This is a genomic window from Bacillus sp. ISL-18, from assembly GCF_018613415.1.
In the GTDB taxonomy this organism is placed as follows: Bacteria; Bacillota; Bacilli; order Bacillales; family Cytobacillaceae; genus Neobacillus.
The window spans coordinates 85,961-108,468 of sequence record NZ_JAGGQG010000019.1; the positions used below are offsets into that span (position 1 = coordinate 85,961).

The 22,508-nt window shown below is 41.0% G+C and carries 22 protein-coding genes; 6 read left to right on the top strand and 16 right to left on the bottom strand.

What is annotated here, in order from left to right:
- Positions 1-89: 89 nt before the first annotated feature.
- From J7E81_RS23595 to J7E81_RS23615, 5 genes are all read right to left on the bottom strand, one after another.
- On the bottom strand, positions 90-497 hold the full coding sequence (locus J7E81_RS23595; RefSeq protein ID WP_215046099.1) for a MaoC/PaaZ C-terminal domain-containing protein: 408 nt from the start codon (positions 495-497) through the stop codon (positions 90-92).
- On the bottom strand, positions 494-943 hold the full coding sequence (locus J7E81_RS23600; RefSeq protein ID WP_215046101.1) for a MaoC family dehydratase N-terminal domain-containing protein: 450 nt from the start codon (positions 941-943) through the stop codon (positions 494-496). The genes J7E81_RS23595 and J7E81_RS23600 overlap by 4 nt, the downstream gene beginning before the upstream one ends.
- 19 nt (positions 944-962) lie before the next feature.
- Positions 963-1,727 carry a 3-oxoacyl-ACP reductase FabG gene (gene fabG / locus J7E81_RS23605; protein ID WP_215046103.1) on the bottom strand — a complete coding sequence of 255 codons (765 nt, stop codon included), beginning with the start codon at positions 1,725-1,727 and terminating at the stop codon, positions 963-965.
- A 49-nt stretch (positions 1,728-1,776) separates the two neighbouring features.
- Positions 1,777-2,955: an acyl-CoA dehydrogenase family protein gene (locus J7E81_RS23610; protein ID WP_215046105.1), complete on the bottom strand. Its 1,179-nt coding sequence runs from the start codon at positions 2,953-2,955 to the stop codon at positions 1,777-1,779.
- Between the two features lie 235 nt (positions 2,956-3,190).
- On the bottom strand, positions 3,191-3,958 hold the full coding sequence (locus J7E81_RS23615; RefSeq protein ID WP_215046107.1) for an SDR family oxidoreductase: 768 nt from the start codon (positions 3,956-3,958) through the stop codon (positions 3,191-3,193).
- A gap of 163 nt (positions 3,959-4,121) precedes the next feature.
- Between J7E81_RS23615 and J7E81_RS23620 the strand changes: the two genes are divergently transcribed.
- From J7E81_RS23620 to J7E81_RS23630, 3 genes are all read left to right on the top strand, one after another.
- Positions 4,122-4,274, top strand: a complete 153-nt coding sequence (locus J7E81_RS23620; protein ID WP_098531610.1) for a YpzG family protein — start codon at positions 4,122-4,124, stop codon at positions 4,272-4,274.
- Between the two features lie 240 nt (positions 4,275-4,514).
- Positions 4,515-5,018: a GNAT family N-acetyltransferase gene (locus J7E81_RS23625; protein WP_215046109.1), complete on the top strand. Its 504-nt coding sequence runs from the start codon at positions 4,515-4,517 to the stop codon at positions 5,016-5,018.
- A 145-nt stretch (positions 5,019-5,163) separates the two neighbouring features.
- Complete coding sequence (locus J7E81_RS23630; protein ID WP_215046111.1) at positions 5,164-6,822, top strand: PAS domain-containing sensor histidine kinase; 1,659 nt, start codon at positions 5,164-5,166, stop codon at positions 6,820-6,822.
- A gap of 28 nt (positions 6,823-6,850) precedes the next feature.
- On the opposite strand, the gene J7E81_RS23635 is transcribed toward J7E81_RS23630, so the two are convergent.
- From J7E81_RS23635 to J7E81_RS23645, 3 genes are read right to left on the bottom strand one after another with little or no spacing between them, the layout of a single operon-like run.
- Positions 6,851-7,975 carry a GerAB/ArcD/ProY family transporter gene (locus J7E81_RS23635; protein ID WP_215046113.1) on the bottom strand — a complete coding sequence of 375 codons (1,125 nt, stop codon included), beginning with the start codon at positions 7,973-7,975 and terminating at the stop codon, positions 6,851-6,853.
- Positions 7,976-7,997: 22 nt separating this feature from the next.
- Positions 7,998-9,209, bottom strand: coding sequence for a Ger(x)C family spore germination protein (locus tag J7E81_RS23640; RefSeq protein WP_215046115.1), 1,212 nt, complete (start codon positions 9,207-9,209; stop codon positions 7,998-8,000).
- The gene (locus J7E81_RS23645; RefSeq protein ID WP_374104087.1) at positions 9,206-10,807 is read right to left on the bottom strand and encodes a spore germination protein; all 1,602 of its coding nucleotides are present in this window, start codon (positions 10,805-10,807) and stop codon (positions 9,206-9,208) included. Before J7E81_RS23645 ends, J7E81_RS23640 begins: the two co-directional genes overlap by 4 nt.
- Before the next feature lie 157 nt (positions 10,808-10,964).
- On the opposite strand from J7E81_RS23645, the gene J7E81_RS23650 reads away from it, so the two are divergent.
- Positions 10,965-11,204 carry a YczF family membrane protein gene (locus tag J7E81_RS23650; RefSeq protein WP_215046119.1) on the top strand — a complete coding sequence of 80 codons (240 nt, stop codon included), beginning with the start codon at positions 10,965-10,967 and terminating at the stop codon, positions 11,202-11,204.
- A 30-nt stretch (positions 11,205-11,234) separates the two neighbouring features.
- Here J7E81_RS23650 and J7E81_RS23655 read toward each other — a convergent pair whose 3' ends face one another.
- A complete protein-coding gene (locus J7E81_RS23655; protein ID WP_215046120.1) occupies positions 11,235-11,447 on the bottom strand; it encodes a hypothetical protein in 213 nt (70 codons plus the stop codon).
- 195 nt (positions 11,448-11,642) lie between these two features.
- Here J7E81_RS23655 and J7E81_RS23660 point away from each other — a divergent pair, with 195 nt between their 5' ends.
- Positions 11,643-12,587 carry an aldo/keto reductase family protein gene (locus J7E81_RS23660; RefSeq protein ID WP_215046122.1) on the top strand — a complete coding sequence of 315 codons (945 nt, stop codon included), beginning with the start codon at positions 11,643-11,645 and terminating at the stop codon, positions 12,585-12,587.
- 39 nt (positions 12,588-12,626) lie between these two features.
- Here the strand turns inward: J7E81_RS23660 and J7E81_RS23665 are convergent, their stop codons facing one another.
- A complete protein-coding gene (locus tag J7E81_RS23665) occupies positions 12,627-13,850 on the bottom strand; it encodes an MDR family MFS transporter (protein ID WP_215046130.1) in 1,224 nt (407 codons plus the stop codon).
- Positions 13,851-13,980: 130 nt separating this feature from the next.
- Complete coding sequence (locus J7E81_RS23670) at positions 13,981-14,247, bottom strand: phage holin (protein ID WP_251028836.1); 267 nt, start codon at positions 14,245-14,247, stop codon at positions 13,981-13,983.
- 168 nt (positions 14,248-14,415) lie between these two features.
- On the opposite strand from J7E81_RS23670, the gene J7E81_RS23675 reads away from it, so the two are divergent.
- Positions 14,416-16,518: a transglycosylase domain-containing protein gene (locus tag J7E81_RS23675; protein ID WP_215046134.1), complete on the top strand. Its 2,103-nt coding sequence runs from the start codon at positions 14,416-14,418 to the stop codon at positions 16,516-16,518.
- Between the two features lie 32 nt (positions 16,519-16,550).
- Here J7E81_RS23675 and J7E81_RS23680 read toward each other — a convergent pair whose 3' ends face one another.
- Genes J7E81_RS23680 through J7E81_RS23700 form a run of 5 tightly spaced genes read right to left on the bottom strand, consistent with a single transcriptional unit; the run spans position 16,551 to position 22,431 of the window.
- Positions 16,551-17,243, bottom strand: coding sequence for an ECF transporter S component (locus J7E81_RS23680; RefSeq protein WP_215046136.1), 693 nt, complete (start codon positions 17,241-17,243; stop codon positions 16,551-16,553).
- Complete coding sequence (locus J7E81_RS23685; protein WP_215046138.1) at positions 17,243-18,865, bottom strand: ABC transporter ATP-binding protein; 1,623 nt, start codon at positions 18,863-18,865, stop codon at positions 17,243-17,245. The genes J7E81_RS23680 and J7E81_RS23685 overlap by 1 nt, the downstream gene beginning before the upstream one ends.
- Positions 18,847-19,725, bottom strand: coding sequence for an energy-coupling factor transporter transmembrane component T (locus J7E81_RS23690; RefSeq protein ID WP_215046140.1), 879 nt, complete (start codon positions 19,723-19,725; stop codon positions 18,847-18,849). The genes J7E81_RS23685 and J7E81_RS23690 overlap by 19 nt, the downstream gene beginning before the upstream one ends.
- A gap of 21 nt (positions 19,726-19,746) precedes the next feature.
- Complete coding sequence (locus J7E81_RS23695; RefSeq protein ID WP_215046142.1) at positions 19,747-20,547, bottom strand: DUF4430 domain-containing protein; 801 nt, start codon at positions 20,545-20,547, stop codon at positions 19,747-19,749.
- Positions 20,548-20,601: 54 nt separating this feature from the next.
- Positions 20,602-22,431, bottom strand: a complete 1,830-nt coding sequence (locus J7E81_RS23700; protein WP_215046151.1) for a DUF4430 domain-containing protein — start codon at positions 22,429-22,431, stop codon at positions 20,602-20,604.
- Positions 22,432-22,508: the final 77 nt, after the last annotated feature.

Consider the following 22,508-nt stretch of genomic DNA (forward strand, 5'->3'; position numbering starts at 1 on the left):
ACTTCATTGCAGTGGTATCTCCCATACTGAAAGAAATAAACCCAGCATGAAGAACGGAATCTTCCTACACGCCGGGCATATCTCAATTGTTAATGACCATATTGGTGATAGACTACCTCACCTTTTAAGACTACATTTCCCTGCTGATTCACCGCCTGAACGTTAAAACGCAGATTTTGATCCTGTTTTTCCTTCAATGTTGCTTTCAGGGTCACCACATCATTTAAAAATACCATCCCTTTAAAACGAATCGAGTAATCTTGAGCAAACCCTTCCTCATAAGAAGCAGTAAACAGTTTTGCCAAATTGCCCATTGTCCACATCCCATGGGCAATAATTCCTGGCAGTCCTGCTTTTTTCGCTTCATCATCAATGGTATGAATAGGGTTAAAATCCCCAGAGGCACCTGAATATTTTATGAGATCCATCCGTGAGACAGGTTCAAGCTGTACTTCCGGAAGAGACTCGCCCACTTGCAATTGGGTTAACGTACTCATTTAACCAACACCTTCCTCACTGCTTCCGAGATGACAATGGTAGAGGTAGAACTGAAAATAATATTTCCGGCTTCATCTTCCCCGAAGCTTTCTACTACCAAGAATCCCATCTGACCAAAGTTCCCTTTTTTCTCGAAGTAATTTTTTACTTTGGAATAGCAGTAAACTTCTTCACCGACTACTAAAGGCCGGTTGTAATGAAAGGTTTGTTCCCCATGGATTAAACCTTTGTTCGGAAGATTTAGCCCTGCAATCACACCATAATCAAAAATCCGTGGAAAGGTTGGCGGGGCAAGGTTGTTTTTGTATCTTGAAAGTCTGCCTGTATCTTCATCAAAATAGATTGGATGAAGGTCGCCGATGGCTTCGGCAAATTTCTTGACGGCTCCTCTTTCCACCGTATTTTTCACCTTGTTTGATTGTTTACCGATTTGGTCGTTAAACAATGATCTTCACCTCACCTTATTAGCATTTTGGCCCGCCGGCCACATAAATGACCTGGCCATTGACAAACGAGGATTTTTCATCCGCAAAGAAGGCAACGGCATTAGCAATATCAGCCGGTTTTCCGCTTCTGCCCACTGGAATCTGAGCGACACTAGCCTGGATTAACTGATTAAAGGTAATCCCTATTCGGGCCGCCGTTTCTTTGGTCATTTCTGTTTCAATAAAACCTGGTGCTACAGAGTTAGCGGTGATGCCGTACCTTCCTAATTCAATTGCCAGTGTTTTAGTAAAGCCTTGCAAGCCGGCTTTTGCCGCAGCATAATTGGCCTGGCCGCGATTGCCCAGCGCGGAAGTAGACGAAATATTGATAATTCGTCCATATTTTTGCTCGACCATATATTTTTGTGCGGCTCTTGCGGCATTAAATGAGCCTTTTAAATGTACATCCATGACGGTTTGCCAATCGGAATCCGACATTTTAAATAATAGATTGTCTCGGATGACCCCGGCATTATTGACTAATATATCAACCGATCCAAACGTCTCATAAACCTCTTTAAAAGCATCTTCTACTTGGTTAGCATCCACTACATTTGCTACTTTTGAATAGACTTCATAGCCTTTTTCTCTTAATTCACTGGTAGTGGCATTTAATGCCTCTTCATTTAAATCAATTAACGCTACTTTTGCTCCCTCTTTGGCGAAAAGCTCCACAATTCCTTTGCCAATCCCCTGGCTTCCACCTGTTACAAAGGCTACTCTTCCTGTAAATCTTCCAGCCATTTCTCTTCCTCCTGATTAGTAAATATAGTAGATAACGCTTACACTTTTTCTAAACGTATTGGCCCACCTTCACATGACCTTTTATTAAATTGCGGGCGATAATCATGCGCTGGATCTCATCCGTTCCGTCGTATATTCTCCATAGTCTTGCTTCACGGTACCAGCGTTCAATTGGCAATTCCTTTGTATATCCCATCCCGCCATGAATTTGCAGAACACGGTCGACTACTCGATTGCCCATATTAGAGCCATAAAGTTTAGCCATCGAGGCAAGATGACGATTATCTTCACCTTGATCGAGCGTAAACGCCGCGTTTAATACAAGCCATCTGGCCGCTTCGATTTCAACTGCAGAATCGGCAATTTGCCATTGGATGGCTTGTCGTTCAGCAATCGGCTTTCCAAAAGTAACCCGTTCCCGCGAATAATCAATTGCCATTTGCAATAACCGTTCAGCAGATCCAACAGCTCTTGCCCCTACAATCCATCTGGCAAAGCCAATCCATTCCAGTCCGAGGTTGTACCCCTTGTGTAATTCGCCGAGGATATTTTCCTCTGGAACACGAACATTATCAAAAACTAAGCCGGCTGGACCCCATTCCCCCATCGTATGTATATACTCGGATTTCCAGCCCATCTCACGGTCGGCAATAAAGCACGTCACACCTTCACGGCCTTGTGTTTCTTGATGCCTTTGTTTATCGGTAATTGCAATAACCATGACAAAATCAGCTTCATTCCCACCGGTAATAAACGTTTTTTCACCATTTAAAACCCAGTCATTTCCGTCTTTCACAGCTGTCATTTTTATATTCCTTGTATCAGAGCCTGCACCTGGCTCAGTCATGGCAAAGCAGGATTTTTTCTCGCCATTAATGGTTGGAAGTAAATACTTTTGTTTTTGTTCTTCATTTCCATAATAAAGAATATTATCTGCAGAGCCGCCAAATGAAAATGGAACAAAGGTTTTTGATACTTCCATTAAAACGATGGCCATCATCATTTGTCCAAGATCAGCACCGCCATATTCCTCTGGCGTATTAATTCCCCAAAAACCAGCTTCCTTAGCCTTTAACTGCAGCTCTTTTAATTTGCCGGGAGATAGACTTGGCCTGCCTTCTCGTTCATTTCTCAATACATCGTTTTCAAGTGGAATGAGTTCTTTTTCTACAAATCTTCTAATTGTCTTTTGCACCATTTTTTGTTCATCCGTTAGGCGTAAATGCATTTTTTTCACTCCATTCTTATTCTTGAAATCTAGTTTTTTCTTCTATAAAAGAGTATGCAGGAACAAGCAGATACATACCTACCGGTTAGTATGTCACCTTTAATTTTATTCGCAACTTTCAGATAATACAAGTATTAATTGGCTTTTTAGAAAAAAAAATCCTCCGCAAATGAACGCCAGAGAATTTATACTTTATTAAGATTAACGGAACCGCTTTTCTTATCGGTCCAGTCCTTTAGCTGCGAAAGCCAGGGTTATTTTTTAAAAAGTTCTGCCATGCTCCTTTAATTCCTTGCATAATTTCTTCTCTTGTCGCATGAAGTCTCTCTTTTGTGCCGCCATAACCAATTTCAATTTCACCTTTTTCAAGTCCGGCAAAAATCGTGTCGGCAAAATCGGTTAAAGGAGCACCAAATGTATGTAAACCCGCTCCTCCTAAATCAGTGTTGACAGCAGGAGGTAGGATTTCAATGACCTCGATGTTTGTTTCGGCGAGCTGATGTCGCAGTGATGTGGTAAATGAATGAAGCGCTGCTTTGGTTGCACTATAAACGGGCACCCACACACCGGTCATAACCGCTAATCCAGAGGTTACATTTAAGATGGCTGCCTGCGCTTGTTTTTGAAGGTGCGGTGTAAACAGCATGGTTAAATGAATCGGACCGTCGACATTTATCGAAATTTCATTCCGGTAATAGTCCCAATTCTCTTGTGGATTCAAAAGGTTGACTCTCTGCTGAATACCGGCATTATTAACCAGTACATTTACTTGAGGAAACTCTTTCGTTACCCATTCAAATAAACTTATTCTCTCGTCTTGCTTTGATACATCGCAAACCTTCGTATGTATATTTGGAAATCTCTCCTTAACCTCCCGTAATTTTTCTTCGCGGCGGCCGACAATAATGACTTGATTGCCTCTTTCCAAAAAACGCTCGGCAAATGCTAACCCAATACCTGATGCCCCGCCGGTAATTAAAATCGTATTTCCAGACATTTTCATTTAAAAATCATCCTTTTCTTGTTTTTGACTGCCTTTTTATTTTAACGTTTAGTTATTTTTTGATTCATTTAAGATTATTGACTATTTTCCTTCCTTTTTACAAATGATAAGGATGATATTCTTTGGAATATCCGTTTCAAATCCTATGATGAGGTGATAGTTGATGAGCTACAGAGATCAATTAGATTCCCAATCGGAGCTTTTTCACTACACTTTTACGAGACCTAAACACACCAAAGCACAGGTGAATGGTCAAACAAGAGTGTCGCAAAATCAGATCATCTTAAGGAGCAATGCTAAGGCCCATCGCTGGTAAGTGAGCGTCTTAGTATCGAAACGACCAACGGCTGCCCATCAGGCGCTCGTTAAAGAAAAGACCCTTTTCCTTTTTGGAAAGGGTCTTTCTTTGGAAAATTAACGATTAAGAATTGTCCAACTGCAGGACATACACTGCTCACCAAGGAGCTTGCGCCTTTCTTGCGAATTCTTCTTGTAATAAAAGGTATACCGGGATATTATAAAAACTATCTTAATTAAAACGGAGTGAAACTTTCTTATGTATGAAGAATTCGTAATTAGAGATGCAGAACAAAATGACATGTCAACCATCATTGAGATCTATAACTCCACCATTTCAGGACGAATGGTTACAGCCGATTTAGAACCGGTTTCGGTTGAAAGCAGAATGCCGTGGTTCAACGAACACTCAGCCGAGTTTCGTCCCTTATGGGTGGTCGAAACAAATGGAGAAATTTGTGCCTGGGTCAGCTTTCAATCTTTTTATGGCAGACCTGCCTATAACGCGACCGCCGAGGTAAGTATTTATATTCACCATGACTTTCGCGGGAAAAAGCTCGGCAAGTACCTGATCCAAAAAGCACTAGATGCTTGTCCTACGCTTGGGATTAAGACCTTACTTGGGTTCATTTTCGGACATAATCAGCCAAGCATCAAGCTGTTTACAAGCTTTGGATTTGAAAAATGGGCTCACCTTCCGAATGTGGCAGAACTGGATGGAATCGAAAGAGATCTACTGATTCTAGGGAAAAGAGTCTCCTAAAATTACGCAATGAAAACGGCTAAAGCTTCCATAAAATAGCAGATTGCTTTTTATTATTCCAAAAATCAACATTTTCTAGTACTATATAGTAGAATGTTTTCTATTATTCTGGGAAACTAGTTCCTAGAAAGAACTGGAGAAGGACATGGATAAAAAAAAGCTGGTTTTCCTGTATATTATAAGTAGTGTAATCTGGATTTATGGATCAAACTATCTAATTGAAGAATTTGTCCCATCACCACATATTTGGATTGTTGAGAGGTCAAAAGAAATCCTATATATCGTTGTGACAGGGGCATTTATTTATTTTTCCTACAGTAAACAACAGGAATTAACTGATTCCAAAGAAGATCAAAAGAAACTTTCCACCCTTATCAATTCAATGGTTGACTTTGTTAACTTTAAGGATGGTGAAGGCAGATGGATTGAATCAAATGAATTTGGTCTGCAATTGTTCGGTCTTGAAGATGTCGACTATCGTGGAAAAAAGGACTCCGAGCTTGCTGAGTATTCCGAATATCATGGAGATGCGCTCCGATATTGTGAAGAATCGGATGAGCATGCATGGATGAATGGAAATATTACCCGAATTGAAGAGGTTCTGCAAATGCCTGACGGGACATCTAGAACGTTTGATACCATAAAGGTCCCGTTATTCAATCCTGATAGCAGCAGACAAGGGTTAGTAGTTATTGGGCGAGATATTACTGAAAAAAAAGAAATGGCCAAACGTTTAGCAGAAAGCCAACAGCAATATAAATCTTTATTTGAATATAGCCCGGATATTGTCTATATGCTTGATTTAGAAGGAACCATTACCAATTTAAACCCTTATTTTGACTTGATTACAGGATTTAAACGGGAAGAATGGCTTGGTCAATCCGTAACAACTTTTTTACCTAAAAAATATAAAAAATTCCTGCCAGCCTTTATTCAATCCGTTGTTGAAGAAGTAAAACCGATTATGTATGAAATTAAGATCCCCCATCGGAATGGGAATCCTATTACCTTGCAATGCACTTCAGTCCCGATTATTGTAAATGGAAAAATATCCGGCATAATCGGCTATGGCCGTGATGTCACGACTCTGAGAAAAACGGAGGAACGGCTTAGGAGAACAGAAAAGCTTTCCGTCGTAGGAGAGCTATCAGCTAGTGTGGCACATGAGATTCGTAATCCGCTTACCTCTTTAAAGGGATTTGTCCAGCTTTTGCAAATGGAAGACGAAAAACACCAGTTCTATTATCGAATCATGCTTGATGAATTAGATCGGATTAATCATATTGTCGGCGAACTATTACTTTTAGCCAAGCCGCAGCATCTTAAATTTTCTACAGCCGACATTCATAAACTTTTAAGTGATGTTCTCTCGCTATTAAATACGGAAGCCATTTACTATAATGTGCAAATCGTCTCTTCTTTTCCGGAAAAGGAAGTCTTTATTGAATGTGAACCTAATCAGCTTAAACAATTGTTTATTAATATTATTAAAAATGCAATCGAGGCTTCTAGCAAAGGGGGATCGGTTGAAATTGCCCTTCATCCTGCACAAGGTGAACATGTGATGATTACGGTAAAGGATAATGGCTCAGGTATTTCTAAGGAACGGTTAGCAAAGCTCGGTGAGCCGTTCTATTCTTCGAAGGAAAAAGGAACTGGTCTTGGATTAACCGTCAGCTTTAAAATTGTTCAAACTCACAATGGAACCATTCGTTTTAATAGTCAAAAGAATCAAGGAACATCCGTTGATATCTCCCTGCCTATTAAGCAGAGAATGGCAAATGCGGTCAGTAGGAATAGATAAAAATCAAAAAAACTGCCATCTGGTCTCATTATTCCATAGGCAGTTTTTTTGATTTTTCCGCCTTCTGTTTCCTGTTTCGAAAAAAGGCAATCATTAACAAAAATGAAGGAATCAAAATTTGAAATGGCCAATGTAGATAGACAGGGACCACTTCAAGCCCCTCTTTGATATGTTCAGCATAATTGGATGCAATCGTAATTGATGCAAATAAAACAAGTGCCCCCATTGGAAAGCTTAACTTTGTATAATTTTTAAATCCAAAAATATCAGAGGCCCCTGCAACAGCTGCATAGAAAAAGATGGATATTTTAAAGAAACCGCCAATGACCAGATATAGCATAAAAAGGACATCCAGCCGTTCAATAAAGTTGGCCAATTGGATCCTGCTGATTGTGGATAATAGCGGAAAATTAGCTCGTGTAAATAAAGATGAACCCAATGCAGCCACATTAATGACCGCAGTAATAGTAATATTTATGCCAGCGAGAATCATGCCGCCCAGACATACCCATTTTGCTTTTTTAGAATCATTTAAATAAGGAAGTAACATCGTGAAGACCACCATCTCCCCAAACGGAAAGTTAATGGTTTCCGTTAGAAAAGTGCTCAGAACGGGTTTCCAGCCATTCTCTAAGACAGGTCGAAGATTTTCCAAATGAATTAATCCTGAAAACATGATTAATCCGAACCCTACAAACGCCATCATATAAATCACAATAAAAAACAGCTCGCCCACCCTTACTATTACTTCAAATCCTTTATGGATCCCATAAATGATCGTAAAAATCATTAAACAATTAATGACAATTAGAGGGGTCGCGGTGTATATGGTAGAGGTTAGTAATTCACCAAAGTCTCGAAGGACCCTGGCAGCACAATAGAGGAAATAGATGATATACGAAACCCCTATCATTCGACCAATCCATTTACCTGCAATTTTTTGTACATAACTTGTAAGGGGGATGTCTTGATAATATTTATACAATTGATAATAAATAAGAAAGACTGCTAACCCTCCTCCTAGTCCTAATAAAATCGCGATCCAGGCATCCTGCTTGGCCTCGGCCCCAAGACCTACGAGGATTGCACTCCCCATCTCAAAAAGAACAATCACGACAAATAGTTGATAGGCATTAATTTTTGCGTTTTCCATACACACCCCCCCATGCCATAGATTATTCGTTCATTGAGGACCAAAACGACTTCGTTCGAATTCCTTCACGGCGAATATAAAAGTCGGTTTTCACATTGACCTTTAAAGCGGCAAATTCTTCATCCCAATTCTTTGCGAGCTGCTCCCATACAGTAGGATTTGCAATATGCACTTTATCTCCGAATCCAAAAATATCACATTTTAATTTTTGTGCGGCTTTAACCGAATCTAGAATTTGCCTGCTTATTTCCTTTTCAACCAGTGTATCTATTTGACCTATAATTTCGGGGTTCGTTAAATCGATGTCTGTGTTGGCTTCACTAATCCAGCCCTCACTATCAATTTTAATATTTATTTGCGGCTTTTGATGAATAAACTGAACCGAAACCTTTGTTTTTGAGCGGATCGGTGCCACAACAAGTGCCTTTTTCTTCTTTTTCCACGCGATACTTATATCCGTACTTTTGAGTTTATCCTGAACCCAGATAATTCCACGAGCTTTATCACGATTAACCCAGCCCCGTAATTTCCCATCATGAAAAATCGCTAACCCATTTGAAGACAGAAACGCATCGGTTGTCGTTTTTTCCAGATTTTCTTTTTTTCTGGCTTTTGATTTAATGCCGACTAGGCTGTATCCATTTAAAAAAGGCTGTTTTCCCTTACTTATTAAACCGGTAAGAAATTCATCAATATTTACCGATGCATTTTCACCGAGCATCGCTTCTGATGCTTTAATCTGTTTAGTAATCTTGTTTACCGGCAGCCTGTCGAGAATGGTAAGGGTTGTGACAATTTCTTCTGCAGTACAGTCTCTTGCGACAACCATCTCAGTCGTGGTTCGAAATTCGGGATCTCGATCTAGTGCATCTATAATATAAAGCAATTCTTTTTTGGCAATCTCTTCACTGATCACAACAATATTGGTGTGTGCATAATAAAGGCGCCGTGAAACTTTTCTGGTAGCGTTTCTAGCAGCCTCTGTGATCGTGTCCCCGGTACTTCGATAAACAGCAATTGGGAGTCCTTGACCTCCACCGCCTCCATTTTGTCCGGTTGTTACGTTACCGGGATTGACAAGTTGAAAAGATACCTTAAATTTCTTATCTTTTCCCTTATCAATTCCCATTGCCATGACAAACGCCAAATCAGTTAGTTCCTTCTGATTCCAGCATGCACTAAGCAGAGGCAAAAGCATTAGCATGATCGTTACGATGATTAGACTTTTTTTCATGACTTTTCACCTTGATTACTATTTCCATCATCAGGACTAGGAGGACCTGGCTTTTGATCCTTTCCCGTCCTAATTATATTTCCTTTCGCAATAAATGGTGGTCTATTTTTCATTGCCCATAGTGGAAAGCGTACAAAGGCATCTTGTTGATTCTTTAAGTTAAAAGGCGCGAGCGGCATCATGTAAGGGATCCCAAACGAGCGTAGTGAGCATAAATGAATCGCCATGAACATGAGACCGAGCATCATCCCATAAAAACCTAACATCGTCGCCAGTCCCATTAAGACAAAGCGAAGTAATCTCGCAGCAATGGCCATGGCAAATATAGGGGTGGAGAAGTTAGCGATGGCTGTGACCGAAACGACGATAACCATAACAGGTGAAACAAATCCAGCTTGTACCGCGGCCTGCCCAATAACTAACGCACCCACAATCGAAACAGCCTGGCCAACGGCACGTGGAAGTCTTAAACCAGCCTCCCGTAAGATTTCAAAGGTAATTTCCATAATTAGAGCTTCAACAAAGGCTGGAAAAGGAACATTTTCACGTTGAGCTGCGATCGCAATGGCCATTGTGGTTGGAATCATTTCTTGGTGAAACGTGGTAGCAGCAATATAGGTGGCTGGTCCTACCAGGGCAATTAAGAAAGCAATAATCCTAAGTAGTCTAATCCCTGTTGAGATATCAAACCGGGAATAATAATCATCTGGCGCCTGAAAAAATTGTACAAATAAGGCTGGTGCTGTAAGGACAAATGGTGACCCATCAATTACAATGGCAACTCTGCCTTCAAGCAGCTGTGATGAGACCACATCCGGTCTTTCCGTATGAAAAGTTGTTGGGAATGTTGTCCATGCTTGGTCTTCAATTAATTGCTCAATATATCCTGATGAAAGAATCGAGTCTATATCAATTCGTTGTAATCTTTCTTTAACTTCCTTCACAATTTTATCGTTACTAATTCCCTTTATATACATAATCGCAATATCCGTTTGGGTAACGGTCCCTATTTTCATCGCTTCTAACCATAAATTAGGGCTTTTAATCCGCCTTCTGATTAACGCTGTATTGGTTCTTAGGGTTTCTGTAAATGAATCCTTTGGGCCGCGGATCGATAGCTGTGTAGTAGGTTCCGTGATGGAACGCTTTTCCCAACCCTTTGTTTCCGCACTAATCGCTTTCGTGCAGCCATTTATAAAAATGACAGTATTTCCAGATAGCAAAGAATCATATACCTGATTCCAATTATCAATCGATTGTACACTTCCCATGGCAACAGCTTTATCGACGATATATTGAAATATATCCTGATTTTCTGGAATGACCGTTTTCTCCATAAAGGGCTCTATTAGAAAATCACTAATGCTTACGGTATCTACCAGTCCATCAATATAAACCAATGCAGCCTTATAACTGCTGACAGTGATATTGCGAATGGTAACGTCTGAACTATTTCCTAATTCCCCTTTTATTCTTTCTAAATTTTCTTTCATATCACGCAGGATGGGCAATTCCTCTGGCTTAAGTGGATCTTGTTTTTGCCGATAATTATCATTCTGTCGATTCTGTTGTTTCTTTTTCAATATTTGTGACAGGATTGACACAAGCCTCCACCCCATTTCCTAGAGATTGATAATGGCTATTTTCCCCAAAAAACACACCAATATCCATTCAAGCAAAAATACTTCAGGAAACACAGTATAAGGAGTTTTATAAATCTGAATACTATCGGTAACATGAATGAGGGTGAACAAAATGAAAGCCATAATGGTTGTTTTTATCTTAGCCGGCGGGATGCTCGGCTTGATTATTCTCCTAGATTTCATCATGGGGACCGAGCCTAGATTGCTTATCTGGAAGGCCTTAAACCCTTTCAGAGTAATGGAACCCGCGGAATTCGTGATTGTGTTTTTATTTGCCCTGTTCTTTGGCATTCGATTGGTTCAATCTTTTCTTAAAAAGATGAGAAAACAGCGTGAATCAGAAACAAACTGACAAGTTTTTTACAAAAAGAAAAGAACTCCATTATGAGTTGGAGCTCTTTTCCTGATTACTTGTTTCGATCACAATTGGTTTGTCTCGTTTAAAGAGTCGTAACACAACCAGCCAGCGATTTTTCCATTTCCCTCCCATCTCGACGTTTTTTCCATACACATACCGATTCCAACTATAATAAATCGATTCCTCTAAAACGACAAACAGGAAGAATGCCGCTGTCATGATTAACCAGACTGACATATCCAGGCCCCTTTTCTATCGGTTCATAATTTGTTCATTTGCCACTTATTCAAAGGTGCATGATTCATTCTGTTAATTTTTTCCTATCAAGCTCTATAGTTTATCTTATCAAAGTTTTTCCAATTTGTAGACAATTTGGTCATTTAGATAGTATTTTTATTTTGTGCATCGAAATTTTTGGGAGGAGTGGATGTTATGGAATACCGTCGTTTGGGTAACACAGGCTTGAAAGTAAGTGAAATTAGTTTGGGAAGCTGGCTTACATATGGGGGATATGTCGAGGAGCAAAACGCCGCCGCCTCGATTGACAAGGCATATGACTTAGGAATTAACTTTTTCGATACGGCCAATGTTTATATGCGCGGGGAAGCGGAGATTGTTGTGGGTAAAGCGCTAAAAAAATATGTTCGTGATTCCTATGTACTGGCAACCAAGGTTTTCTGGCCAATGGGTGATGGACCAAATGACCGTGGTCTTTCACGAAAGCATGTCATCGAACAATGTCACGCCAGCTTGAAACGTTTAAACACTGATTATGTGGATATTTATTATTGCCACCGTTATGATCCAGAAACCCCGCTCGAAGAAACCCTGCGGGCATTAGATGACCTTGTCCGTCAGGGAAAGGTATTATATGTAGGTGTTAGTGAGTGGACCGCCGAGCAAATTACCGAGGCCGTTCATCTTGCAGATAAAAAATTACTTGACCGGATTGTCGTAAATCAACCACAATATAGCATGCTGCAACGGTATATTGAAAAAGAGGTTATCCCTGTTTCCGAAAAGCATGGAATCGGCCAAGTCGTATGGTCTCCGCTTGCTCAAGGAGTATTGACTGGAAAATATAAAAAAGGGGAAAAAGCCCCTGCAGGCAGCCGGGCAGCCCAAGAAAATTATAAGGGTCTGTTTGGATTGTTGACAGACGAGAATCTTAATCGTGTCGAACTTTTAAAAGAGGTAGCCGCCGACAATGAGCTTTCCTTAGCTAATCTTGCACTAGCCTGGATTTTACGGCAAAGTAATGTTGCAAGTGCATTAGTGGGTGCAAGCCGTCCTGAGCAAATGGAGGAAAACGTCAAAGCCTCTGGTGTTAAACTAAGTTCCGAAACAGTAGCAAGAATTGAAGATATCCTAAGATAATCGTAAGAAATGCCTCCCAGGTTCTATGGAGGCATTTTTTTAAATAGCTTTACTATCGATTGATTTCATTTTTAGGAATAACCTGTTACCTCTTAAAAAGAAGACGATACTGAAAAGTGTAATAATTGCGATGGCTAAAAACATGATTTGCCCCTGGAAATGACTGAGAAGAAAACCGCCAAAAATGGGTCCGAGAAAGTTCCCTATTTTTCGAAATTGCCCTGCTCCGAAGTAGGTTCCCCTTAGATGCTCCGGTGCCAGTTGATCGATCATTAAACTATTAGAGGGAAAAATTAAGATTTCACCCAATGTTACTAGAACCATAGCAAGGATTGCTGTGACCCAGCCATTCACAAAACTAAAACCGATTAACCCTGCTCCTATAAAAAACGATCCAACAAACATAACTTGCATTAATCTAAATTTTTCGGCTAGATGACTAATCGGCATTTGCAGGAACACGACCATAATAGCATTAATCGATAATAGACTCGAAAAAATAAGAACTCCATTTTCAAATTTCCCTTCTAACACTTGCGGCAAATTAGAATCAATCTGCGCGTAGCCCATATTAATGAGGGTAATTCCAATAATAAGATATCTTAAGGCTTTATCCGTTCGAATAATTCTAAAAGCATCGCCAAAGGAAACGTTCTTCTTAACGTGTTGACCTTGGTGGTTTTGTATAACTAGTTTATTTAAAAAGTACACCAAAACGATTGCATAAAGTAAATAAGTCGTTCCTGTAATCGCAAACGATAGCTTTGCAGAGGTAGTCGCTAAATAAGCACCGATTAAAGGGCCAACTGAAGCACCGATGTTCATGGCCGTATACCGTAAAGAATAAACCTTCATCCTCCGCTCCTTATCCGTTAAATCCGCCATCAATGCTTGAGAAGTCGGTTCGAAAAACGAGTTGCTCAGTCCATTTATGGCGTTTAGCAGAATAAACCAACCTTGTCCCGTCGCAATTGTAAATCCATAATAAACAAACGCGACAGCAAATAGTGAGATCAGCATCACTGGTTTGCGGCCAAACCGGTCCGACAAATGTCCGCCGATAAATCCCCCGACTGTCCCCATTAAAGGACTCATCCCCACCGTTAGCCCAATGATAATTGGCGAAAGATCCATCGTTCTTGATAAATAGATGGAAAGAAACGGTAAGGTCATAAAGGCCGATCCCCTTGATAAGACCGTACCAATTAATAATACCCATACAATAGGATGAAACTGACCAATATAGTTTTTTACTTTAACCATTATGTAAGCCTCACAATCTTAAAGGTTCATTTTCTAGTAAACCAATTTGTGGAAGCGATGTAAAGACTATTTTTTACACTTTTTACAACAACGAAGCCAGTACCATATAGATACTGACTGTCAATCCAGATTATTTAGGCTCTTTGTATTGTAACGCTTGATCGCTGTCTCTTACTCCTTTAGTTGTAGGATCTTGGATAATACCAACCATAGACAACAACACAAACACTGCATTAACAAACGTTAAAATCGAGTTTTGTACTGCATCAGTTAATTGAAAATGAATGAGTCCCATCGAGTTCAAGCCGGCAATGACCATTTCTGCTATAATCATAACTTGAGAAATAAATGCAATGACCCAATTCCGATTTTTAAATCGGACTTTCCAGTTAATCAATATCCCCACCCCTTCCATATCTTTTTCTACTACTATATGCTGACGAAATGGAAAGGTTGTCCACGGTTATCACGTGTTTCGTGCAATATGTCTAAATATTGGTCTTTTTAGTTGAGAAATTCTATAATAAAGAAATCGAAAATTCCTTTTTGAAAGTTAGGAGATAAAATGGAAAAATTACAGCCCCTTTGGGGAATGATGGTCCGTTTCTGGAGAAAGACACATCTTACCCAAATTTTATTATTACTGCTTCTAGTTGTCTTCTTAATTACGATTGCCTATTTTGGCTGGCTGGCATCGCGGGCAAACGTTGATCAATTAAAACAAGGCTTAAGCCAGCCAACGGTTATCTATGATAAAGATGGCGAAGTGGCCAGCAATGTGGCAACCAATCGAACGAAGGGTATTACGATTAGTGAAGTACCCAAATATGTCCCTAACGCGGTGGTGGCGATTGAGGATGAACGCTTCTATGAGCATGGCGGCTTTGATATAAAAGGAATCGCCCGTGCCCTTTTCGGGAACATATTTGCTGGAAGGGTTACCGCCGGCGGCAGTACCTTAACCCAGCAGCTAGCAAAAAATGCCCTGCTTTCCCCTGAAAGGACCTATAAACGAAAGGCAGAAGAACTGTTTTTAGCTGTAAAAATCGAAAAGGTTTATACGAAAGATGAAATTCTACAAATGTATTTAAATCAGGTTTATTTTGGCGGCGGTGCTTGGGGGATCAGCAATGCCTCGAAAAAATATTTCAATAAAGATATTAAGGATGTGACTATCAGCGAAGCAGCGATGATGGCAGGCCTCTTACACTCGCCGAACTATCTTAATCCTTATAATAACTATGATTTAGCGATGAAGCGCCGAAATGTTGTCTTAGCAAAGATGAAAGAACAAGGCATGATTACGGCCGCTCAGTACAATACAGCAAAGAATGAAAAGATTAAGCTGCACGATGGCGGCGGCAGCACGATAGAACGGAAATACCCATATTATGTCGATGCTGTTTTAAATGAGGCCATCTCTAAATACGGGTTAACCCAGGATGAAATTCTAACAAGAGGCTATCGGATTTATACGGAGATGGATCAAAATCTGCAAGCTGGACTTGAAAATGTTTATAGCAAAAATTATCTGTTCCCCAGCGGAATGGGCGGGAAATTGGTCCAGAGTGGTTCGGTTCTAATGGATCCTGCCTCTGGCGGTGTGCGCGCCCTCGTCGGCGGCCGCGGTGAGCACGTTTTCCGTGGTTTTAACAGGGCCACCCAATTACAAGCTCAGCCAGGGTCCTCCATTAAGCCTTTGGCAGTCTATACTCCTGCCTTAGAAAATGGCTATCAATATTCTTCCGAGCTTGAGGACAAACCAATCACATTTGGAAACTATAAACCAGAGAATTTTTCCAAGACATTCTCTGGCGAAGTTCCCATGTACAAGGCCCTGGAGGAATCATTAAATGTTCCCGCCGTGTGGCTATTAAATAAAATTGGCTTGAACAAGGGCTTGGATTCCTTAAAGCGGTTTGGTATTCCTGTAGAAAAAGAAGACGAAAATCTTGCGGTTGCATTGGGAGGTATGAGTAAAGGTGTATCTCCGCTGCAAATGGCCAATGCCTTTTCAGTGTTTGCTAATGAGGGCAAGCGGGAGGACAGTCACTTAATTACGAAAATTGTCGGTCCGACAGGAAATGTGATCGCCGAGCGCCAGGAAAAGACTACTAAAGTAACCACTAAAAAGGTTGCAAATGACATGACTTCGATGTTATTGAATGTAGTTGAGACGGGGACGGGAAGAAAAGCCCATATCCAAGGTGTCCAGATTGCCGGTAAGACAGGCTCGACCCAGCTGCCTTTCAACGGGGTAAACGGGACGAAGGATCAGTGGATGGTGGGATATACACCGAACCTTGTCGGGGCAATTTGGATTGGCTATGATCAAACGGACAGACAGCACTATCTGCCAAGTGCAAGTTCATCCAATGTCGTACCGATCTTTAAAGAGATTATGCGGGAATCTATCACCCATCTCCCACATGAGAGTTTTGAAGTGAGCTCGATCAATGACCAGCTGGCAGGTGAATCGGCAGTTAAAAAGAGCATCAATGATCAAGCGAAGGCCATTGGGGCAGAATTGAATGATAATGCAAAGAAAATTGGCTCAACCATAAAAGAGCATGCACCTGAGTTGAAAAATGGTCTTCAAAAGGCCTTATATACGATTGGGGAAGGGATCAATGCCTTAATCGATAAAGCAAAAGGGCTCAGTAAATAACGAAAAAACTCCAGCAAAAACTGGAGTTTTTTTTATTCTAGTAATCCATACTTCCGTTTAAAACGACTTAATATCTTCACCCAGATCCCGCCAAACACGACTAAAAAAAAGACATTGGAGATGGCATGAAAGGTATCAAAGATGGCACTACCTGCCATATACACAACAAACGCTTTCCAGGACTGCGCACCGCTGGACTGAATCAATGCAATAAATCCCCACAAATTCATTATCCAGCCAAACAGGTAACCCCAGATCACACCAAAGAGGATCTGCCCCCATCTTCTTTTCATGAACGCAGTATTTCTTAACAGACCAGCTGTTAGACCCACTAAGCCCCATGAGACCATCTGCCATGGCGTCCATGGCCCCTGCCCCATAATCATATTCGAAGCGAGTGCAGCTACAGCCCCAATGACAAAACCGCTTTCCGCGCCAAACACATACCCAGACATGATAATGACGAAGGTCGTGGGCTGAACACTTGGCAGACTAGCGAATGGAATCCTCCCTACCGCTGCAATCGCAGCAAGGACTGCTAACAGCACCAACTCCCGTGGTTCTACCTTTTTTGTCTCAAAACGAACTAGAAAAAGAATTATCGCTACTATAACTAAGCCAAAGCTTAACCATAAATAGGAAGCTTCCCAGATATAATTTAGTCCTAATAACACAAACATCATGATAAAAAGGAAGCCGCTAATTAAGGCCCTATTTTTACGCATTACTGCGTGACCCCCTTAAGAGTCATTGGAATTTCCTTCTCAGACAGCCCGCGAAATACCCTTTGGATCATCGTCGTATAAAAGAAGTTACCTTTGAAAAACTTCTCCGGTACATCTTCAGAAGTGATCTTTCCTTGAAACATCATACCGCATTTTGTCGTATACTGTGCTGCAAACTCAACATCATGAGTGGACATCAGGATTGTCATTCCGGTTGCATGAAGAGACAAAAGGATTTTTGCCAAATTCTTTTTTGAAATCGGGTCCAATCCTTTGGTCGGTTCGTCCAATAAAAGAACCTCAGGCTTCCTGACTAGAATACATGCCAAGGCAGCCTTTTGTAGTTCTCCGCCGCTAAGATCATAGGGATGACTTGACAGCAAATGGGCAATCCCTAATTGGTCGAACAACTGTTGTGCATCGGTAGCTTTTGATGCGTCCCACTGTGTTAACGTCATCTGGAGCTCTTTTTCAACGGTGTCCTGCATGAAATAAAGTTTAGGATTTTGCGGTAAATAGCCAATCTTCGCCGCAATTTCGACCCGTTTATATTTTTTCAAAGGTTTCTCATCAAAAAATACAGTGCCGTTATCAGGTTTTAACAAGCCTGCCATCAACTTTAGCAAGGTAGATTTCCCTGAACCATTTCCTCCCAGCAGGGCATAAAACTCGCCATGTCTTACGCTCAGGTTAAGTTCATCTAAAATATAGTCCCCTTTTTTTTCATAATGAAAGGAAATATTTTTTAGCTTGATCCGTTCTGTCGGTTTGGGAGAGACCCTAAAGGCTCTTGATATATTAGGCACTACCTTTTGTTTTTGCACCCAGTCCCTGCCCTCTTTTACGGTTAACGGGAGACTGCCTTGCCCGTCCATACTTAAAAATAGGGCAGGAATCTTCGGAATATAAGCCTTATACTCTGTATTCCACAGCTCATGAAGGACACGTCTTGGCTCCCCTGAAATTTTCACTTGACCGTTTTCCATCATGACGATTTTGTCGGACAGGGTAAAAACTTCTTCAAGCCTGTGCTCCGCCATAATAATGGTCATTCCAAATTCCTCGTTCAATCTTTTAAGTAAATCGATAAATTCCCTTGCACTGACAGGATCAAGCTGGGCAGTAGGTTCATCCAATAGTAAAATACTTGGTTGCATTAATAAGACAGAAGCTACGTTTATTTGCTGCTTTTTCCCTCCGGAAAGCTCTTGTGATTTTCGATTCAGCAAGGATTCCGCCCCGAAAAAATGAACCATTTCCGCCACTCGGTTTCTCATTTCGTTTGGATCTAGGCCGATATTTTCCAAACCAAAGACAATTTCATGTAAAACATCATCCGCAACTAACTGGTTTTCCGGATCTTGAAACACAAAACCAACATCCTGGCTTAGCCCTGATGTCTCTGAGACAGCCTGACCATTAATGGAAATCCTCCCGGACAGCGTACCATGCGGCTGGATTTCTTTTTTTAATAACCGTAACAGCGTGCTTTTTCCAGAACCTGATGCCCCAAAAAGGACAACAAATTGCCCCTTATCGATGTTTAGAGAAAGATTCCGAATGGCAGGTTCCTTACTGTCTGGATAGGTAAAACTGACATCTGTTAATTCGATAAGCGCCATCGGAACATTCCACCTGTCTCAACTAATAATGGGAAACTTAAAAATAATGTGTAAGAAATGAGTACTGCTGTATCCATCAACGAAAGATGCCAAGTTTCCATCAGGGGGTAGATTGTAAGAAAACCATATCCTGAAACTCGTTCAACTAAGATAAAGGAAAGCAGACCAAGTAGATAGATTATTGCAATCCCATCTGCTTGGTTCATTTTAAAATATTCATAGGAGGAACGTGGTCCGCGCCCGTAACCCCGCGCTTTCATTGAGTCAGCAGTCTGAATTGCTTCTTCTAACGAAAAGGTTAATAACGTTTGAACATAGAGCATACCAAGCTTGGCTCTCTCCCTCCAGCTGCCATGCGTTACTGAGAGACCTTTACTTCTTTGAACCACCGCAATCTCTTCCAGCCTTCTTCTCATTAACGGAATAAATCTTAGAGTTAACATGAGAAGGACAGCAAATTGCGGTAAAATTTTGGCAAATAAATATAAAAGTTTGTTCGGTGTCATGATGACATTATAGGACACGAATATGGCGAGTATCCCAATAATCGAGAGGGCGTTCATTCCACCATAGACAACCGCTTCAACCGTGACACGGTGTTGATTGATTTCAACTATCAAATGCCGCCCCCGCTCATTGAACAGAGGATTCATCATCACCATAAGCACGAAGGTGGTAAGAATGAAGAACGACCAGCGCCGTAATCCGTTTAGGCGATCATGGAGGATATTAATCAAAAAAACAACTGCAATCGAGATGACTAAAAAAAGGGGATGCAGCATTAATATAACCAAGGAAACCGCCCCAGCATAAAAAAGAAAAGGTACCAACGGATGAAAGCGATCAAACCGTAGTCTCATCGCTTGTTCTTCCTAAAGGTATTATTCGGTATAGTAGCATTCAATCCGATCACCAGCTTTTACTTTTATGACTCCGATACTCTTGGTGATACTAGCACCATTTAACTTAAAAACCCAACCGCTTTTTGCTCCATAATCAAATTCATATATGTTATTAATACCCTCTATATAAGCTGTTGCACCGCTGCCGCTGGAATCTATATCAATATTTGTTCGTTTTAAAACGTCAAAAATTGTATTACCATCATTTATTTTTACCTTAGTAGGAGCAAGAATGGTCCCTTTGTCTTTTGGTCCAACAATTGATAACGTAACTGTCGTCACCGGTTTTGGTGCGGGTACTGCCGGCTTCACTACTGGAGCGGTAGTGGTTGTCTGGGGTGTAGTTGTTGTTTTTGCTGCTGTGCTGGTTGTTGCCTTTGCAGCTGGAGTAGTCGTAGTGCTTGCCGTTGTTCCAGCCGGCTTTGCTGTAGATGTTATACTTTTTTTACTAGTTGTAGCTGGAGTAGTTGGCTCAGCCTGAGCAGAACTTTTTTGAACCGGCTGTGCACTTTGTCGGCTTTCCGTTTGCGGAGCCGGTTTTGAAGCTGCCTGCTGTTTTTCCTCTTTTACTGCCGGAGCAGCTGAAGATTTCGTTTGGTCAACAGCATTCTGTTGCTTTGAGTCTTGCTCAGTTTTATTGTCTGCTTTTGCGGTTACTGCAACCGTTTTTGTTTCTTTCTGCGTTTCCTGGTTACTGGCGGTACTTGAACCGCATCCGGTTAAACTAAGGATGACTACTAAAAAGGCAAAAAGAACGGCAAAGTTAAACCTTCTTTTCATTGTGTTACCTCCAATCAATCCCCTCTTACCATTCTAAGAGGGGATTATTGATTTTTATACGTTTTGTTTTCTTTGTTTGATATAAAAAATGCTACCCGCGATGATGAGTAAAAGTCCCAAAGCCAAAAGGTTATACATATTCGTCGCTGTATTTGGAAGTGCGTGTCCTGTCTGACTGTTGGTTTTCACAACGGTAGCTGTCGGAGCAGGCTGTTCCGTTTGCGGCGGAGTGACAACTGCCGGGGTCTCGACGGCTGGGTTATCCGCAGAAAGGGTCAGATGGAATAAAGAACCTTTTCCATCTGTAAACAGTTTATAAGCAACTAATGCTTGAACCGCTTGTGAGGTTGTAAAAGGATCACTCACATCTCCGCCCTGCCAGTCAAAACCGCCATCTTTATTTTGGAATGAGAGCATATATTGTACAAGCCCGTTATTGTCTTTCGAAAAAGCACCGCTATTGGCATCCATACCTAGTGCCGATAATGCGATAATCACTTGGGCAGCTGTTGAACTATTATCAATTTTGGATGCTTCGTACTGAGTAGACAGGTACTTGACGGCTGCCTCAACCTTGTCCTTCACATCAGCCTGGTTCTTGAATGGTGCTAGAGCAGTTACAATCATTGCTGTTGTATCAATATCACTTGTTGAACTTTCGTCCCATGCCCAGCCGCCATCACTGTTTTGTCTATCTGTTAAATAACTGATTAGTTTTTCTTTTGTCCATAGGGCCGAATTCGGTATTGTGAAATCCGCGCTGTCTAAGGCAACTAATGCATAGGCAACCCCATTTAAGCCTTGTTTTGTCACATTTCCATTATAGATTGCTTCGATTAGATTATATCCTTCTACATTGGTAGGATTACCACCCGCAGCTAAAATCCCTAATGCATATCGTTCGGTATCGGTAATTCTTGAAAACTTTCCTTGTTTTTCTTTCACTATTGCCTTTACTCCAGCAAGATAGTCCTTCGGAATGGCTTTTCCCGCTTGCTTTAAGGCAATGACCTGCCATTCGCCCACTTCGTTTTTCAGCACATAAGCACTCGTAGAGTTTACAGCTGTTTGTAAATCTTGAGCTGAAATAGTTCCAGTGGTTGGGGTGGCCGGTGTTTCCGGTGTTGCTGGTGTTGTTGGTGTTGTTGTTTCTCCATTACCTCCATCTCCTGGAGCAGGTGTATAGGATTCAAGTTGAAAACTGATTTGGTTTCCATTCTGAAGCTGGTAACTTTCTGCACCAACAGGAGCCATTTTTCCATCCACATAGAATCCCCAGAAGTTAGATCCTTCGGCTTTAATACCTTTTATTGTGGTTATCATCTTTCCATACTGTGTTTCCTCAGACCCAACCTGATCATTTCCTAACGCTACTTGTAATAACTGAAAAGCATTAGGATTCCCAATCACTTCTATATCTGTAAGATATGGACTTGAAATGACTTTTTTATTTCCATCGACCACTTGAAGAGATACTGTTTTGGCATCCGGGTTTGAATAATTAGTTAACCTAAATGTTATTTTATCACCATTTTGAACTAGATAAGAATCCGGTCCAACCTGAGCAGAAATACCATTAATAAAAAAGGCCCAAAATTGTTTATCCCCTGCTTTTACTCCATTAATTCCAGTTAGCATCGGTCCAAAACTGCTATCTGTGTATTCAAGATTTTCTTTACCAACCGCATCAATCAGTGCCTCAGCAGCTGTTTCTTTCTCCCTATATTGGAGTGTTTTTTCTGGCACTACAGCTTTCGAGTCCAGCCCCAATACTGTTACACTTCCTTGGTTTCCCTCTGCCGCTAGTACTGATGTTTGGAAGCCGCTTGTCAGTACCATCATGACTAACAGCAAAGCCATCCATAGATTCTTTCTTTTTAACATTCTACTTGCATCCCTTTCACTAGAAAATAGACATAAAAAAATCCCCCTATATAGGAGGAGTGTTATGTACGTTAAGC

What these genes read in the sequence shown, in the direction of transcription:
- J7E81_RS23595 (WP_215046099.1), bottom strand. Translation starts at nt 497, where the DNA reads ATGAGTACGTTAACCCAATTGCAAGTGGGCGAGTCTCTTCCGGAAGTA.
- fabG (WP_215046103.1), bottom strand. Translation starts at nt 1,727, where the DNA reads ATGGCTGGAAGATTTACAGGAAGAGTAGCCTTTGTAACAGGTGGAAGC.
- J7E81_RS23610 (WP_215046105.1), bottom strand. Translation starts at nt 2,955, where the DNA reads ATGCATTTACGCCTAACGGATGAACAAAAAATGGTGCAAAAGACAATT.
- J7E81_RS23615 (WP_215046107.1), bottom strand. Translation starts at nt 3,958, where the DNA reads ATGAAAATGTCTGGAAATACGATTTTAATTACCGGCGGGGCATCAGGT.
- J7E81_RS23620 (WP_098531610.1), top strand. Translation starts at nt 4,122, where the DNA reads ATGAGCTACAGAGATCAATTAGATTCCCAATCGGAGCTTTTTCACTAC.
- J7E81_RS23625 (WP_215046109.1), top strand. Translation starts at nt 4,515, where the DNA reads ATGTATGAAGAATTCGTAATTAGAGATGCAGAACAAAATGACATGTCA.
- J7E81_RS23630 (WP_215046111.1), top strand. Translation starts at nt 5,164, where the DNA reads ATGGATAAAAAAAAGCTGGTTTTCCTGTATATTATAAGTAGTGTAATC.
- J7E81_RS23635 (WP_215046113.1), bottom strand. Translation starts at nt 7,975, where the DNA reads ATGGAAAACGCAAAAATTAATGCCTATCAACTATTTGTCGTGATTGTT.
- J7E81_RS23640 (WP_215046115.1), bottom strand. Translation starts at nt 9,209, where the DNA reads ATGAAAAAAAGTCTAATCATCGTAACGATCATGCTAATGCTTTTGCCT.
- J7E81_RS23650 (WP_215046119.1), top strand. Translation starts at nt 10,965, where the DNA reads ATGAAAGCCATAATGGTTGTTTTTATCTTAGCCGGCGGGATGCTCGGC.
- J7E81_RS23655 (WP_215046120.1), bottom strand. Translation starts at nt 11,447, where the DNA reads ATGTCAGTCTGGTTAATCATGACAGCGGCATTCTTCCTGTTTGTCGTT.
- J7E81_RS23660 (WP_215046122.1), top strand. Translation starts at nt 11,643, where the DNA reads ATGGAATACCGTCGTTTGGGTAACACAGGCTTGAAAGTAAGTGAAATT.
- J7E81_RS23665 (WP_215046130.1), bottom strand. Translation starts at nt 13,850, where the DNA reads ATGGTTAAAGTAAAAAACTATATTGGTCAGTTTCATCCTATTGTATGG.
- J7E81_RS23675 (WP_215046134.1), top strand. Translation starts at nt 14,416, where the DNA reads ATGGAAAAATTACAGCCCCTTTGGGGAATGATGGTCCGTTTCTGGAGA.
- J7E81_RS23680 (WP_215046136.1), bottom strand. Translation starts at nt 17,243, where the DNA reads ATGCGTAAAAATAGGGCCTTAATTAGCGGCTTCCTTTTTATCATGATG.
- J7E81_RS23685 (WP_215046138.1), bottom strand. Translation starts at nt 18,865, where the DNA reads ATGGCGCTTATCGAATTAACAGATGTCAGTTTTACCTATCCAGACAGT.
- J7E81_RS23690 (WP_215046140.1), bottom strand. Translation starts at nt 19,725, where the DNA reads ATGAGACTACGGTTTGATCGCTTTCATCCGTTGGTACCTTTTCTTTTT.
- J7E81_RS23695 (WP_215046142.1), bottom strand. Translation starts at nt 20,547, where the DNA reads ATGAAAAGAAGGTTTAACTTTGCCGTTCTTTTTGCCTTTTTAGTAGTC.
- J7E81_RS23700 (WP_215046151.1), bottom strand. Translation starts at nt 22,431, where the DNA reads ATGTTAAAAAGAAAGAATCTATGGATGGCTTTGCTGTTAGTCATGATG.